This is a genomic window from Flavobacterium sp. FlaQc-57, from assembly GCF_044007395.1.
Classification (GTDB): domain Bacteria; phylum Bacteroidota; class Bacteroidia; order Flavobacteriales; family Flavobacteriaceae; genus Flavobacterium.
Genome location: NZ_JBIPDA010000001.1, coordinates 514,052 through 528,992, shown reverse-complemented (window position 1 = coordinate 528,992; position 14,941 = coordinate 514,052). Strand labels below are relative to the sequence as shown.

The 14,941-nt window shown below is 34.0% G+C and carries 12 protein-coding genes; 8 read left to right on the top strand and 4 right to left on the bottom strand.

The window, feature by feature from the left end:
- The first annotated feature begins 51 nt into the window (after positions 1 to 51).
- The 4 genes from ACHRVZ_RS02190 (at position 52) to ACHRVZ_RS02175 (ending at position 6,160) form a co-directional block, all read left to right on the top strand.
- Positions 52 to 1,695, top strand: a complete 1,644-nt coding sequence (locus ACHRVZ_RS02190; RefSeq protein ID WP_395420515.1) for a DUF6377 domain-containing protein — start codon at positions 52 to 54, stop codon at positions 1,693 to 1,695.
- A 210-nt stretch (positions 1,696 to 1,905) separates the two neighbouring features.
- Positions 1,906 to 4,122 carry a glycoside hydrolase family 3 C-terminal domain-containing protein gene (locus tag ACHRVZ_RS02185; protein WP_395420513.1) on the top strand — a complete coding sequence of 739 codons (2,217 nt, stop codon included), beginning with the start codon at positions 1,906 to 1,908 and terminating at the stop codon, positions 4,120 to 4,122.
- A 93-nt stretch (positions 4,123 to 4,215) separates the two neighbouring features.
- A complete protein-coding gene (locus tag ACHRVZ_RS02180; RefSeq protein ID WP_395420512.1) occupies positions 4,216 to 4,863 on the top strand; it encodes a DUF1349 domain-containing protein in 648 nt (215 codons plus the stop codon).
- 160 nt (positions 4,864 to 5,023) lie between these two features.
- Positions 5,024 to 6,160: an acyltransferase family protein gene (locus tag ACHRVZ_RS02175; protein WP_395420511.1), complete on the top strand. Its 1,137-nt coding sequence runs from the start codon at positions 5,024 to 5,026 to the stop codon at positions 6,158 to 6,160.
- A 209-nt stretch (positions 6,161 to 6,369) separates the two neighbouring features.
- Here the strand turns inward: ACHRVZ_RS02175 and ACHRVZ_RS02170 are convergent, their stop codons facing one another.
- Entirely contained in the window at positions 6,370 to 7,476 is a 1,107-nt protein-coding gene (locus ACHRVZ_RS02170) for an NADH:flavin oxidoreductase (RefSeq protein WP_395420509.1), read from the bottom strand.
- Positions 7,477 to 7,482: 6 nt separating this feature from the next.
- Positions 7,483 to 7,785 (bottom strand): ArsR/SmtB family transcription factor, encoded by a 303-nt coding sequence (locus ACHRVZ_RS02165; protein WP_395420508.1) that lies wholly within the window; start codon positions 7,783 to 7,785, stop codon positions 7,483 to 7,485.
- Positions 7,786 to 8,132: 347 nt separating this feature from the next.
- On the opposite strand from ACHRVZ_RS02165, the gene ACHRVZ_RS02160 reads away from it, so the two are divergent.
- Genes ACHRVZ_RS02160 through ACHRVZ_RS02150 form a run of 3 tightly spaced genes read left to right on the top strand, consistent with a single transcriptional unit; the run spans position 8,133 to position 9,640 of the window.
- Positions 8,133 to 8,645, top strand: coding sequence for a TlpA family protein disulfide reductase (locus ACHRVZ_RS02160; protein ID WP_395420507.1), 513 nt, complete (start codon positions 8,133 to 8,135; stop codon positions 8,643 to 8,645).
- Between the two features lie 59 nt (positions 8,646 to 8,704).
- The gene (locus ACHRVZ_RS02155; protein WP_395420505.1) at positions 8,705 to 9,109 is read left to right on the top strand and encodes a lysozyme inhibitor LprI family protein; all 405 of its coding nucleotides are present in this window, start codon (positions 8,705 to 8,707) and stop codon (positions 9,107 to 9,109) included.
- A gap of 60 nt (positions 9,110 to 9,169) precedes the next feature.
- Complete coding sequence (locus ACHRVZ_RS02150) at positions 9,170 to 9,640, top strand: hypothetical protein (protein WP_395420503.1); 471 nt, start codon at positions 9,170 to 9,172, stop codon at positions 9,638 to 9,640.
- 79 nt (positions 9,641 to 9,719) lie between these two features.
- On the opposite strand, the gene ACHRVZ_RS02145 is transcribed toward ACHRVZ_RS02150, so the two are convergent.
- Positions 9,720 to 10,103, bottom strand: coding sequence for a hypothetical protein (locus ACHRVZ_RS02145; protein ID WP_395420502.1), 384 nt, complete (start codon positions 10,101 to 10,103; stop codon positions 9,720 to 9,722).
- Between the two features lie 313 nt (positions 10,104 to 10,416).
- Here ACHRVZ_RS02145 and galA point away from each other — a divergent pair, with 313 nt between their 5' ends.
- A complete protein-coding gene (gene galA / locus ACHRVZ_RS02140; protein WP_395420501.1) occupies positions 10,417 to 13,248 on the top strand; it encodes a beta-galactosidase GalA in 2,832 nt (943 codons plus the stop codon).
- A gap of 18 nt (positions 13,249 to 13,266) precedes the next feature.
- On the opposite strand, the gene ACHRVZ_RS02135 is transcribed toward galA, so the two are convergent.
- Complete coding sequence (locus ACHRVZ_RS02135) at positions 13,267 to 14,817, bottom strand: DHA2 family efflux MFS transporter permease subunit (RefSeq protein ID WP_395420499.1); 1,551 nt, start codon at positions 14,815 to 14,817, stop codon at positions 13,267 to 13,269.
- Between the last annotated feature and the right edge of the window lie 124 nt (positions 14,818 to 14,941).

Below are 14,941 nucleotides of genomic sequence, written 5' to 3'. Positions count from 1 at the left end.
ATAGTACGACTTTATTATATTTGTAAGTTCCAAAATTTATTTATTTTCAGCTTGAAAAATTATATTCTGTTTCTTTTAATTGTTCTGGTAAGCTTTCCTGTTTATTCATCGGATAGTACGTCAACTATTTTAGTAAAACTAAACGATGCTCTTAAAAATAAAGCACATTATGTTCGGCTGAAAGAAGAACGTATTCTGAACTTTAAAAAAATAAAATCCGACGATTTAACCAAAGAGCAAGAATATAATTATAATAAAGCCCTTTATACAGAATATTTGAAATTCAATTCAGATTCAGCTATTTTATATGTAAAAAAGAACCTGAAAATCGCCACTGAAATTGAGAATCCAGAGTTGTTAAACTTGGCAAATCTTCAATTGGTTACGCTTTATTCTTCTTCAGGAAAATACCGCGAGTCTGAAGCCATTTTGAAAAGTATTGATAAAAAAAAGCTTTCACGATTATTGTTGCAAAATTATTATGTAGCCTATCGTGAGTTTTTTGAGCATTATGCGGCCAATAGTTACGACATAAAATACATTCAGCAAATCCGAAAATACCGTGATTCATTATTGACGGTTTTAGAACCTAATACACTAAACTATAAGATCAATAAGATTCAGCAAATAATGTCGCAGAAAAAACTGGATGTTGCCGAAAAACAGTTGTTGCATTTGTTTAAAAATATCAAAGAGGACGATCCGCAATATGCAATGATTACCTATCTTTTGGGGAATATTTACGAAACAAGACATCAATTAGAGCTAAGAAAGAAATATTACGCACTTTCAGCGACTTCAGACATTAAAAAAGCAAATAAAGACAATGCCTCACTGCAGGAACTGGCTTTGGTTTTTTATGAGTCAGGAGATGTTGATATGGCTTATAAACTGACTCAATCAGCAATTGAAGATGCGCTTTATTGCAATGTTCAATTTCGTACTCTTTTAATGTCAGAAGTATATTCGATTATAAATACCGTTTATTTAGAAAAAGAAGCTAAGAGAAAAACAGAATTACAACTCTATCTTTTATGTATTAGTTTACTGTCGCTATTTTTGCTTGTTGCAATAATTTATGTCTATAAACAAATGAAAAAAGTTTCCAGAATTAGGGGAGAACTTTTTATTACAAGTCAGAAATTGGCGGAATTGAATAAAGATATTACAGAAACCAATAATCAATTGCAGGAACGAAACGCGCAGTTGTCAGAATCTAATCACATTAAAGAAGAATATATTGCGCATTTTTTCAGCCTCTGTTCGACATACATTAATAAGCTAGAAAATTATCGCATTATTTTGAACAAAAAGGCAACTGCGAAACAGTTTGATGAGATTTATAAAATGCTAAAATCAACTACTTTGGTTGATAATGAACTCGAAGAATTATACAAAAATTTTGATGTTATCTTTTTGAATTTATATCCCACTTTCGTGAAAGATTTCAATGCACTTTTAATTAAGGAAGAACAGATTGTTTTAAAACAAGGAGAATTGCTTAATACCGAGCTTCGTATTTTTGCCCTAATTCGTTTAGGAATTACTGATAGTGTAAAAATTGCTGCCTTTCTTCGTTACTCTTTAAGCACCATTTATAATTATCGCACCAGAGCTCGAAATAAAGCGGCAGTTTCTCGAAATGATTTTGAAGAAATGGTCATTAAAATAGGCCTAATTTCAGTAAAAGTCTAATTAATTATTTTAAAATCACTACTTTTTTTACTACTTTTTTAGTTTTAAATAATTGATTTTCAATAGATTGATTTTTTATTCTACTACTTTTTTTCATTTAAAATTTAAAAACGAACTATAACGTTTTAGCTTTACATTATTATTAAAAGGTACTTTTGACCTTAAAGTCCCTTTTTGATTTTAATTAAATGCTTTAATAAATTAATAGTTATGTTTAAAAACGTTAAAACAATTGTTGTTTTACTTTTGTTGAGCTCGATCGGTGTGAATGCACAGAATAAAGTTCCGGTTTATTTAGATGATAAAAAACCTATTAGTGAGCGTGTAGAAGATGCGCTTGCAAGAATGACAACCGATGAAAAAATTGCCATGATTCATGCGCAATCTAAATTTAGTTCTCCTGGTGTACCACGTTTAGGAATTCCTGAAAACTGGATGACTGATGGCCCACACGGAATTCGTACTGAAGTAAAATGGGATGAATGGGATCAGGCAGGTTGGACAAATGATTCTTGTATTGCATTTCCGGCTCTTACAGCGCTTTCTGCAACTTGGAACAGAGAGATGTCTTCTTTATATGGAAAATCAATAGGAGAAGAAGCGCGTTACCGTAACAAAAATGTATTATTAGGCCCTGGAGTAAATATCTACAGAACTCCATTAAACGGACGTAACTTCGAATACATGGGAGAAGACCCTTTCTTGACTTCAAAAATGGTTGTTCCTTATATCAAAGGAGTACAAGCAAACGGAGTTGCAGCCTGCGTAAAACATTTCGCTTTAAACAATCAGGAAACAAAACGTAATTCAGTAAACGTAATTGTAGATGATCGCGCATTATATGAGATTTATTTACCCGCTTTCAAAGCAGCAGTTCAGGAAGGTGATGCTTGGGCAATTATGGGATCTTATAATAAATATAAAGGACAGCAATGTTGTCATAACGAATATTTGCTAAATGATATTCTTCGCGGCGAATGGGGATTTAAAGGTGTTGTAGTTTCAGATTGGGGAGGTGTTAGCGATACAAAACAATCGATATTTAATGGTTTAGATATGGAATTTGGTTCTTGGACAAATGGACTTTCATGGGGAACAAGCAATGCTTATGACAACTATTTCTTAGCCAAACCATATTCAGAAATGATTAGAAAAGGTGAAGTTGGAACTAAAGAATTAGACGAAAAAGTGCGTCGTATTTTACGTTTAGCTTTCTTAACAACAATGGATAGAAACAGACCTTTTGGCTCTTTTGGAACACAAGAGCACGCCGAAGCTGGTCGTAAAATTGCTGAAGAAGGAATTGTATTGCTTCAAAACAAAAACAATATTTTACCAATTAATCTTTCTAAAACAAAGAAAATCGCTGTTATTGGTGAAAATGCAATCAAAATGATGACTGTTGGTGGAGGAAGTTCTTCACTTAAAGCAAGATATGAAATCACTCCGCTTGAAGGATTGAAAAAAAGAATTGGTGACCAAGCCGAAATAGTTTACGCTCGTGGTTATGTTGGAGATCCAACAAGTAATTATAACGGTGTAATTGCAAAAGTAAGTTTAGAAGACAAACGTTCTCCTGCTGAATTGACTGCAGAAGCTTTAAAAGTTGCTAAAGATGCTGATGTCGTTCTTTTTATTGGAGGAACAAACAAAAGCGATTTACAGGATGCAGAAGGTTATGATCGTAAAGAACTTGGACTTTCATATGGTCAGGATCAGTTAATTAACGAATTGGTTAAAGTAAATAAAAATATAGTTTTTGTAAATATCTCTGGAAATGCTGTGGCAATGCCGTGGGTAAAAGAAGTTCCGGGAATCGTACAAGGATGGTTTTTAGGTACCGAAGCAGGAAATGCTTTGGCAGCGATTTTGGTTGGAGATGTAAATCCTTCAGGAAAATTATCTTTCACTTTCCCTGTAAAATTAGCTGATAATGGAGCTCACGCTTTAGGAGAATTCCCAGGTGGAGATGACGTAACATACAAAGAAAGTATTTTTGTTGGTTACCGTTGGGCAGACAAACAAAAAGCAAAACCATTATTTTCTTTCGGTCACGGATTAAGCTATACAACTTTCGAATACGGAAAAGTAACAGCAGATAAAAAACAAATGTCGGCTGGAGATCAAATTACGTTTTCTGTAAAAGTTAAAAATACAGGATCAAGAGAAGGTTCAGAGGTAGTTCAGCTTTATATCAGTGATTTAAAATCATCTTTACCACGTCCGATTAAAGAATTAAAAGGGTTTGATAAAATTTCGCTTAAAGCAGGAGAAGAAAAAACAGTAACATTTACAGTTGATAAAACTGCATTGAGCTTTTTTGATGATAAAAAACACGACTGGGTTGCTGAACCGGGAGCTTTTGAAGCAATCATTGGAGCATCTTCGACAGATATAAAATCTAAAGTGAGTTTTTCACTTCAATAATTTCATTATTTCTAAATTGGTTGGTTGTAAAGCTGCAAGTGTAAAAAGTTGCAGCTTTACTGTTTAAAATATTAATTGTTCAAATTAAAAAACATGAAAAAAATTGTACTTAGCGCTATGGTTTTATTTTTGGCGCAGAACCTTTCGGCGCAAAGCCTGAATAAAATGCAATGGTTTAATGAACCTGAAAAATGGGAAATTAAAAACAATGCTTTAATTATGAATGTTACTGCCAGTAGTGATTATTGGCGTATTTCACACTACGGATTTACTGTCGATGACGCACCTTTTTATTATGCAACTTATGGCGGAGAATTTGAAGCGAAAGTAAAAATAACAGGTAATTATATCGCACGTTTTGACCAAATGGGATTAATGCTTCGTATTGACGAGAAAAACTACATTAAAACCGGAGTTGAGTTTGTGGACGGAAAATTTAATATTAGTACCGTTGTAACACACGACAAAAGCGATTGGAGCGTAACTACTTTAGACAAAGCGCCACCATTTGTATGGATAAAAGTGGTGAGAAGATTAGATGCTGTTGAAGTTTTCTTTTCGTATGATGATAAAAATTACATCATGACCAGAAATGCACCTTTGCAAGACAATACGCCGGTTATGGTAGGTTTGATGGCTGCATCTCCGGACGGAAAAGGTTTCGAAGCTAAATTCGAAAATTTCAAAGTAACACATTTACCAGATCAGCGTAGATTAGAATGGCTTAAAAATCATCAATAGTTTTTAATTAGATAATTTGACAATTAGATAATTTATATTCTTTGCGTAAAAGCTTTGTCCACTTTGCGGTTAAATTATTTATCAAAACTGTTTAGAAAAAAATCTTATTTTAGCTTTTACCAAAAAACAAACTAACCATTTAACCACCAAAAAATACTTTATGAGCTCAATTTCAGCTGACATTAAACCAAAAAAGCATTATGAAATTCTAGACGGTTTACGTGGAGTAGCCGCAGTTTTAGTAGTTATCTTTCACATTTTTGAAGCCTTTAATGAAGGAAGTCGTTTCAAACAAATTATCAATCATGGCTATTTGGCTGTTGATTTCTTTTTTCTTTTATCGGGATTTGTTGTCGCGTATGCCTACGATGATCGCTGGGGAAAATTAACGCAATGGGAATTTTACAAACGACGTTTAATTCGTTTACAGCCGATGGTAATTATGGGAATGGTTCTGGGAGCTATTTTTTATTACTTTCAGGCTTCAGATGCAATGTTTCCGCAAATTGCCGGAATGGAGGTTTGGAAAGTGATTTTAACCATGGTAATTGGTTTTACCTTATTGCCAATTCCGCCTTCATTAGAAATTAGAGGTTGGGGTGAAATGCATCCGCTTGACGGGCCGGCCTGGTCACTTTTCTTCGAATATATTGGTAATATTTTATATGCATTATTTTTTCGTAAATTCTCAAATACAGTTTTAACAATTTTCGTTGTACTATTTGCCGCGATGCTAATTAATTTAACTGTTTTTGGACCAAAAGGTGATGTTATTGGCGGTTGGTCTTTAAACTTAGAGCAAATGAATATTGGTTTCACCCGTTTGCTATATCCTTTTTTTGCTGGAGTTTTGCTTTCACGTTTAGGTAAATTAATTCATATAAAAGGAGCTTTCTGGGTTTGCAGCATTTTAATTTTGGTAATTTTTAGTATACCAAGAATTGGAGACGAAAACAGTTTATGGATGAACGGTTTGTATGAGTCATTCTGTATCATTGTATTGTTCCCATTAATTGTCGCAATTGGAGCAGGAGGAGAAATAAAGAATCCGCTTTCCCTTAAAATATGCAAGGCTTTAGGCGATATTTCGTATCCAATTTACATTATACATTATCCATTAATTTATTGGTATATGTCTTGGGTTGCAGAGAATAAAGTGACATTAAAAGAAGGATACCCGTTAGGAATTGGGCTTTTAATAGCTAGTATTGTAATCGCTATTTTATGTCTTAAATTCTACGATGAACCTGTACGCAACAGACTTACGAATAAATTTCTAAGAAGAAAAGTTTCTTAAGGATAGGTTCAAAGGGACAATCCCGAAGCTTCGGGACAGAGATTCAACGTTTTTCCTCTTTGAGCCTTTACAACTAAAAAAAGAATTTCTAAATTTTGTTAGTTATAAAAATCAAAAAAGGGATGAAACTTTTAAAGTTTCATCCCTTTTATATTTAGACCAATTAGAGAAACTTTGTCCCTTTGCAACTTTGAGCCTTATAAAAAGATTTATTCTAAAACCAAAGCACCTAAAGCTTCTTTACTGAAACCTTTCAATTCATTGGTTTTTCCTTCTTTAATTTTGGCCACCCAATTTGGGTCAGATAAAAGAGGTCTTCCAACAGCGACCAAATCAAAATCGCCTCTATCGAAACGTCTGTTTAATTCTTCTAATGAAGTTGGTTCAGAACTTTCTCCTGCAAATGCGCCAAAGAAATCACTAGAAAGACCAACAGAACCCACTGTAATAGTTGGTGCTCCAGTTACTTTTTTAGCCCAGCCTGCAAAGTTCAAATCAGAATCTTCAAATTCAGGTTCCCAAAATCTACGTTGAGAACAGTGTAAAATGTCTACTCCGGCATCAACAATAGGAGTAAGCCAAGCCTCTAGTTCTTGTGGATTTTTTGCCAGTTTATAATTATAATCAGAAGGCTTAAATTGAGAAAAACGCATGATAACTGCGAAATCATTTCCTACTTGTTTTCTGATTTCTTTTACAACTTCAATAGCAAAACGATTACGTTCCGGAAGTGTTTTTCCACCATAAACATCAGTACGTAAATTCGTTTCAGCTCTAAAGAACTGGTCAATTAAATAACCATGTGCACCGTGAATTTCTATCGTGTCAAAACCTAGTCTTTTAGCATCAGCAGCAGCTTTTCCAAAAGCTAGAATAGTATCTTCAATATCTTTTTCAGACATTGTATTTCCGTTGTTAAAATCAGGTCGGTTTAATCCGGAAGGTCCTTCAAAAGGAACTGGCGGAACCCATCCTGAATGGTGATTGTCCATAATTCCCATATGCCAAATTTGTGGTCCCATTTGACCTCCGGCAGCGTGAACTTCGTCAATCACTTTTTTCCACCCTTGTAGCGCCTGGTCACCATAAAAATGGGGAACATTTGCATCATTTGATGATGAAGGTCTGTCGATAACAGTTCCTTCAGATAGTATTAATCCAACTTCACCTTCAGCTCTTTTTTGGTAGTAAGAAGCTACTTCATCAGTTGGAACTCCGTTTGGAGAAAATGAGCGCGTCATTGGCGCCATTACGATTCTGTTTTTAAGATTTAACGTTTTTAAGTTAAATGGCGAAAATAGGTTGTTTGTACTCATAGTAATTTACAAATTAGATTGAATTAATTTACTGAGTGCTTCAAAGGCACCTTCGTTACGTTTATAGTAAGTCCATTGTCCAACGCGTTTCGATTCTATAAATCCGGCACGTTGTAAAATAGACAGATATTCAGAAACAGTTGATTGCGTCAGACCAGCTTTGGCTTGAATCTGACCCACACAAACTCCGTGTTCAAATCCAGCATGCTGAAGCTGATCCGGAAAATTTATTTCGGGCTCTTTCAACCATTCCAGCATTTGTAATCTGGATTTGTTGGAGAGCGCTTTAAAGATTTCTATATGTTCCATGATGCAAATATATCGACTTTTCCCGATATACCAATTTAAAGAAAAATATTTAGCATAATTTTAAGATGGAGGAGAGGGAAGTTGAATAAAACAGTGGAAGATTTAATAAAGAAAATTTATATTTGCTCGTGTATTGATCTGGCTAAGTATACACACAAACTTGTCATTTCGACGAAGGAGAAATCACACTAGTTAATCGACAAAGATTGACAATATTCTATAAGGAGTTTCTGTTGTGATTGGCTTCACCGATTCGCTATCGCTCGGGTCTCCTTCGTCGAAATGACAAAAATGAGATAACTTTAGCTAGATTTAAAAAAGCCCCCAACAAATAAACTTAATCAATTATGAAAAAAACAATACTTATTTTAGCATTCTTATGTTGTGTCGTAACAAGTTCAAAAGCACAAGTTGTAGGTCTTGATGTTGGAGATATTGCTCCGGAAATAGATCTTCCAGATACAAAAGGAAATAATATTGCACTTTCGTCTTTAAGAGGAGAATTAGTATTAGTAGATTTTTGGGCCTCATGGTGTGGGCCTTGTATTAAAGAACAGCCTCAATTATTAAAATTGAACAATACTTATCCTGACAAATTTACCATCTATAGTGTTTCGATGGATACTAAAAAGGCACTTTGGTTAGGGGCAATTGCAAAACAAAAACTAACATGGACACATGTAAGCGATTTAAAATATTGGCAATCTCCGGTTGTTGCCGATTATATGCTTCAATCAGTACCATTGAATTTTTTAATAGACAAAAACGGAATTATCCTTGCTAAAAATATTCACGGAAAGGCACTGGAAGATAAGCTTAACAGTTTATTGAAGCTGAAGGAAAAAGTTGATATTAATTAAACTTTGAGTATATTGCTACTTCGAAACAAATCAACAATAATAAATTTTCAAAGTACATCATGATAAAAAAATCGATACTATTATTCTTTATTCTGTTTTCATTCCATTGTAATTCACAGACTCTGGAAACTGTTAGTAAATTGAAAACCTCTTATCAGCACTGTTTAGACAGTGGTAATGGTATGAGAAATTGCTCGGTTGTGTATTACAATCAATCAGACAGTTTGTTGAACGTTACATACAAAAACTTAAAGTTAAAATTGAGTTCTAAAGAGCAATCTAAATTAAAAAAAGAACAATTGGATTGGATAAAGAAACGTGATCTGTATTTCGAAAAAGTATATTCTGATACCAAAAAAGGAGGTAATTTTAGCGAAGGAAGCAAAGATTTTGATATGGTTGTTTATGATGAACAGGCAAATTATGTTTTCGGGAGAGTAAAAGAACTTATCAAAAGAATTTAAAAACTGTTTTCAAACAGTAAAAGATAGAAGTTTGTAAATCAGACTTTAAATTATTCATTAATGGAATCAAAACTCAGTTTAGGTGAATTCAGAGCAAGATTAATAAAAAATACTGAAGTAGGTTCCCTAAAAGTAAAATTAAGTACGTTTAGAGTATTTCCAGTGTTTGGAGGAACAAAGCCTTTTTATGGGCTTTTTGATGACAAAAGTTTTCATTTAACCCTCAATTCGGCAGTATCACCAACAATTTTTGTTATAAAAGGAAAATACAAGAACGTTAATAACGTGCTTAAAGTAGAGTACGTCGTAGAACCCAATAGTAAACTTCAGTTAATTTGGGCCGAATACGCTCCGGTAATTGGTATAATAGCAATCAATATCTTTTTTCTTTTTTTCGCAAAAGGACTTAGACGAGGATCTACTATTATTAATTTGTTTTTACTTATTATGGCTTTTTATTCTAGATGGAAAACAGAGCGAAAACGGAAAAAATTAGAGAAAAACTTTGTTAGGATTTTTGAAATTACTTAATGTAAGTAATGAAAAGTGTTTAGTAAGGTTTCAATTTCATTGCTGGCAATAAAATTTTTATGGTTAAACAAAAAAAGTTTTAATTCAATCTATCAGAATGATTTCGAACACCGCCAAAATTTGTTTTTAGCATTTCTCTAATCTGAAATTGAGTTTTGTTTTGAGTGATTTTTTTCCATTCGTTAAAATCAAAAATATGAATCTCCTGCGCATTCGGATTCGTAACAAATGAAAGCCTCGCAATTGAATACTTGTAATATTTTAATTCGTGCGAAATATGACGATCGGGAACTACAATAAGAATAGTCTCCCATTCCAGAAAATTTTTAGGAACGTCTGCTCTCTCAGTTAAACCGAGAGCTTCAAAAAAGGCAATTATCTTTTGATCATTAAGCTTGTCGATTTTTTGATCGATGCGCTTAATGGTGCTAATAAGCTTATTTTCATCTTTTATAACACTCATAAGAATTGTTGATTTTTTGACTTTAAGTTAATTTGAATATAAAATTACATCAAAACAAAATAATTTAACAAAAGAGAGGCATTAGAATGATTCTAAATTTTAGTGAGAGATTTTATAAGCTTGTTTTTCAAATACTAAAAGGAATATTTGTTGACTGATTTTAAAAATGAAATAAAAGATTTTCCAGAATAAAATGAATTTGAAATACCTATAATAAGCGATCATGTTTTGATAAAATACTATTGCTTTTTCCCGCTTAAAAGACATATTTTTATCACTGCTTGCTAACCACGATCCATTAACCACATTATTTATGAAAACTATTTCTCCCAAAGAAATTATACTGTCCTTTATACTTTTATTGTCAATTGGCTTATTTGCTCAAAAAAAATCAGATCGAGAATTGATTTTGATTGATAAAGATTGGCGTTTTTCGATGGGACACTTATATGATACTCAAAAAGATTTTGGGCATGCAGAAGGTTATTTTTCTTATTTGGCAAAAACCGGTTTTGGAGATGGTCCCGCAGCAACTGGGTTTGATGATCGTGCCTGGAGAAAATTAGATCTTCCGCATGATTGGGCTGTAGAGCAGACTTTTAGCGAAAGCGCCAGTTATAGCCACGGCTTTAAAGTAGCCGGAAAAGGTTTTCCTGAAAAAAGTATTGGTTGGTACAGAAAGAAAGTTAACATTCCGCAAAGTGATCAGGGAAAAATTATTTCATTAAAATTTGATGGCATTTTTAGGAATTCGAAAGTGTTCTTTAATGGTTATTTCCTCGGAACTGAAGAAAGTGGTTATAATGGTTTTGAATATGATGTAACTGCTTATGTTAATTACGGTGGAGAAAATACAATTGTGGTTCGCGCAGATGCATCAATGGAAGAAGGTTGGTTTTACGAAGGAGCAGGAATTTATAGACATGTTTACATTCAAAAAACAAATCCGTTGCACGTGATTCAGAATGGAACTTATGTAACTTCTGAAATTCAAAATGATACTGCCGAAGTTACCGCTGAAGTTGCAATTGAGAACAAAGGCAATTTTAAAGGTTCTATTGAAATTTTGCAAACTATTTTGAATCCTTCAGGAAAAGAAATTGTCAGTATTTCGGATCATGTATTAGCTCCGGATTTTTATAAAACAGCAAAATATACTTCAAAATTAAAAGTAAATAGTCCTTTGTTATGGGATATTGACTCGCCGAATTTATACCGTTTACTTACGCAGATAAAACAAGAAGGAAAAATTGTGGACAGTTATGAAACTAATTTTGGAATTAGAACAATTCTTTTTGATGCTGAAAAAGGATTTTTCCTTAACGGAAAACCTTTAAAATTAAAAGGAACGAACAATCATCAGGATCATGCAGGAATTGGCGCTGCATTACCGGACGAATTGCAATATTACAGAATTAAGAAACTGAAAGAAATGGGTTCGAATGCCTATCGTTGTTCGCACAATCCGCCAACGCCAGAATTGCTCGATGCTTGCGACAAGTTAGGAATGTTGGTAATCGATGAAACGCGTTTGATGGGAATTAACGATTATCATTTAAACGACTTGAAACGTATGATGGAGCGTGATCGCAATCATCCCAGTATTGTTTGTTGGTCAGTTGGCAATGAAGAATGGAATATCGAAGGCAGTGTGATTGGCGAACGTATTACCAATGTTATGCAGGGATTCAGTAAAAGCATTGATTCTACGAGACCTGTAACTGTTGGGATTAGCAGTGGTTTTAAAAGCGGTATATCATCTGTAGTAGAAATTATGGGCTATAATTATATGGGAAATGGTGATATTGATGCGCATAGAAATGAATTCAAAAGCCAACCCGGAATGGGAACGGAGGAAGGCTCAACTTTTGCAACACGCGGCATTTATTTTACAGATGAGGCTAAACATTATAAAAGTGCTTATGATGTAAAACCGCGTCCAACATTTTATAGCATCGAAGAAGGTTGGAAATTTTATGCAACACGTCCGTATTTGGCAGGAATGTTTATTTGGACAGGTTTTGATTACCGTGGAGAACCAACGCCTTATGGCTGGCCGTCGGTTACTTCTTATTTCGGAATGATGGATATCTGCGGTTTTCCAAAAGACAATGTGTTTTACTTGAAATCGTGGTGGGGAAGTGCGCCTGTTTTGCACATTATGCCACATTGGAATTGGAGCGGAATGGAAGGAAAAGAAATTGACGTTTGGGTTCATTCTAATTGTGATGAAGTAGAACTTTTTCTGAATAAAAAGAGTTTGGGTAAAAAGAAAATGGAATTATACGAACATTTAGAATGGAAAGTGAAATATGCTTCGGGAACTCTTGAGGCAATTGGATATAAAAATGGCAAGAAAGTCCTTTCTGAAGTTCAAAGGACAACTGGAAAACCAGAGAATGTTAGACTTTCGATTGATAAAGAGAATGCTTCAAATGGTAACATTTCAGTTATAACAGTTGAAGTTTTAGACAAAAATGGATTACATGTTCCAACAGCAAATGATGAAATTACATTTTCTTTAAAAAATGGAAAAATATTAGGCGTCGGAAATGGCGATCCAACTTCGTTAGAAAGAGATCAATTTATAGATGAGATTGCGTTGGTTTCGATTGCTAATTTACAAGAGCAAAAGCTTGCTTCTGCAGAGTTGCCACAGGAATTGCCATCTTATTTGGAGAAAGACTGGAGCTCCGCTTTTAAAGACAGAGATTATAAAAATCAGGCAAAATCGTATGTTTATCGAGGCGAATTTGATTTAAAAAACTTTTCGAAAACGAATGTGGTTAGCTTCTTTTACAAGAAAATTGGAGTAGAGACGGTAGTTTTTGTGAACGGAAATAAAGTAAATCCAAGTTCTGACGATGTTCAAAAGTACATTTTGAGTTCGGATATATTGAAAGAAGGAAAAAATGCAATTTATATCGTAGCAAAACCGCTTCAAAAAATAAAAGATTGGGATGTTATGAATACAGACCCCGGAATTATTCAGGTTGTTTCTCCATCAGAACCTTGGAAGCGAAAATTATTTAACGGATATGCGCAAATTATTATTCAGCATGATGAAAGCGGAAAAGAAACTGTTTTATCGGCTTCAGCCAAAGGAATAAAATCAGGAGTTTTGAATCTTTCAAATAAAAAATAGATTGGTATAAATTTAGTTTTAATGATCTGAAATAATCAAATCAGATTTTCTCTTTTTCGATTTATTCATAACAAACAAAAGCAAAGGAAGTGTGACTACAAAAAATAATCCGACAAGAAAAAAAGCATCTCTGTAACTCAATAATGAGGATTGTCTTAATACAATGTTCTCCATAAGTTTTAGCGCTTTAAATTTTGCTTCATTATAAGCAAAGCCTTTATTTTGAAAGTATTTGATGTACGCATTTATTCGGTCCATTGCTATGAGATTATTTGGAGTAACATCAGAAATTAATTCATTTCTATGAGCAGCAAATCGATGCGCAACATACGTATTGATGATTGATACGCCGAAAGAACCGCCCAATTGCCGCATCATATTGTTAAGTGCTGCACCTTGGCCAACATCTTTATCATCTAAAGATGAAACGGCTAACATAGTAAGCGGAACGGTAAGTAAAGCCATACCTAAAGCACGAAAAATGAGCGAAGTTGCTACATCAGCAGCGCTGGTGTTTAAAGTCATTTCAGACATTCTCCAATTAAAATAAATAAACAAAAGAAATCCTGATGCAATAATGATTACAGGAGAAACGCCTTTTTGCAATAAGGTTCCGCAGGTTTTTAATGCAAGCAAAGCAAATAATGCTCCCGGAAGCAAAAGTAATCCGGTTTGGTACGGAGAAAAACTTAAAAGACGCTGCACCACGACCGGAGTTATATAAATGGAAATGAACATACCAAATCCTGTTACAAAGGTTAAAACCGCCGCAATACTCAAAGATTTGCTTTTGAGTACCCGAAGATTTACAACAGGATTTTTTATCGTTAATTCCCAATAAATAAACGCCAGTAAAGTTAATGTAGCAATAACAGTTAATACAATAATGTAGCGCGTTTCAAACCAATCTTCGACTTCGCCTCTTTCTAAAACGGTTTGCAATGCTCCAACGCCTGTTGCTAATAAAGCAATTCCAGTCCAGTCGACTTTTGTTATTTCTGGCTTTACCGGAGGTTCACGTAATAAAAAATAGCATGAAATCATTACCAGAATACCAATTGGAACATTGATTAAAAATATCCATGGCCAATCGTAATTTTCGGTAATATATCCTCCAAGTGTTGGTCCGATTGTTGGCCCAATGAAAATTCCCGCTCCAAATAATGCTCCCGCTGTAGATTGTTTTTCTTTTGGAAAAAGTTCGAAAACAACAACTTGTGAAATAGATAGTAATGCTCCGCCGCCTATTCCTTGCAAAAATCTAAAAAAGACTAGCATCCAAATATTAGAGGAATGTCCGCACATAAACGAACAGAAAGTAAATAAAATGACAGAACCAATATAGTAGTTGCGTCTGCCGAGATTAGCACTCAAAAAGCTTGTAATTGGAATAATAATCACATTTGCAATTGCATAAGCAGTAATTACCCAGGAAGTATCTTCGAGTGTTGCGCCCAGGTTTCCACTCATATGAGAAAGTGCTACGTTTACAATCGAGATGTCAATTAGTTCCATAATTGCAGCCAATATGACTGTAAGAATGAGTAGTTTTCGGTTTAATGGTGTCATAAATATATTTTATACCAATTGGTATATTTTTGATTAAAAAAAAGGGTTCTTTGTAAAAATGAGATGTGAAAAGAACATAGAAACATAGCTTTTTTAATGAAAGAGAATTACAAAATCGATGCTT

Excerpts from the sequence above, each read along its gene's own strand:
- ACHRVZ_RS02180 (WP_395420512.1), top strand. The coding sequence starts at position 4,216 with ATGAAAAAAATTGTACTTAGCGCTATGGTTTTATTTTTGGCGCAGAAC.
- ACHRVZ_RS02160 (WP_395420507.1), top strand. The coding sequence starts at position 8,133 with ATGAAAAAAACAATACTTATTTTAGCATTCTTATGTTGTGTCGTAACA.
- ACHRVZ_RS02170 (WP_395420509.1), bottom strand. The coding sequence starts at position 7,476 with ATGAGTACAAACAACCTATTTTCGCCATTTAACTTAAAAACGTTAAAT.
- galA (WP_395420501.1), top strand. The coding sequence starts at position 10,417 with ATGAAAACTATTTCTCCCAAAGAAATTATACTGTCCTTTATACTTTTA.
- ACHRVZ_RS02175 (WP_395420511.1), top strand. The coding sequence starts at position 5,024 with ATGAGCTCAATTTCAGCTGACATTAAACCAAAAAAGCATTATGAAATT.
- ACHRVZ_RS02145 (WP_395420502.1), bottom strand. The coding sequence starts at position 10,103 with ATGAGTGTTATAAAAGATGAAAATAAGCTTATTAGCACCATTAAGCGC.
- ACHRVZ_RS02155 (WP_395420505.1), top strand. The coding sequence starts at position 8,705 with ATGATAAAAAAATCGATACTATTATTCTTTATTCTGTTTTCATTCCAT.
- ACHRVZ_RS02165 (WP_395420508.1), bottom strand. The coding sequence starts at position 7,785 with ATGGAACATATAGAAATCTTTAAAGCGCTCTCCAACAAATCCAGATTA.
- ACHRVZ_RS02185 (WP_395420513.1), top strand. The coding sequence starts at position 1,906 with ATGTTTAAAAACGTTAAAACAATTGTTGTTTTACTTTTGTTGAGCTCG.
- ACHRVZ_RS02135 (WP_395420499.1), bottom strand. The coding sequence starts at position 14,817 with ATGACACCATTAAACCGAAAACTACTCATTCTTACAGTCATATTGGCT.
- ACHRVZ_RS02150 (WP_395420503.1), top strand. The coding sequence starts at position 9,170 with ATGGAATCAAAACTCAGTTTAGGTGAATTCAGAGCAAGATTAATAAAA.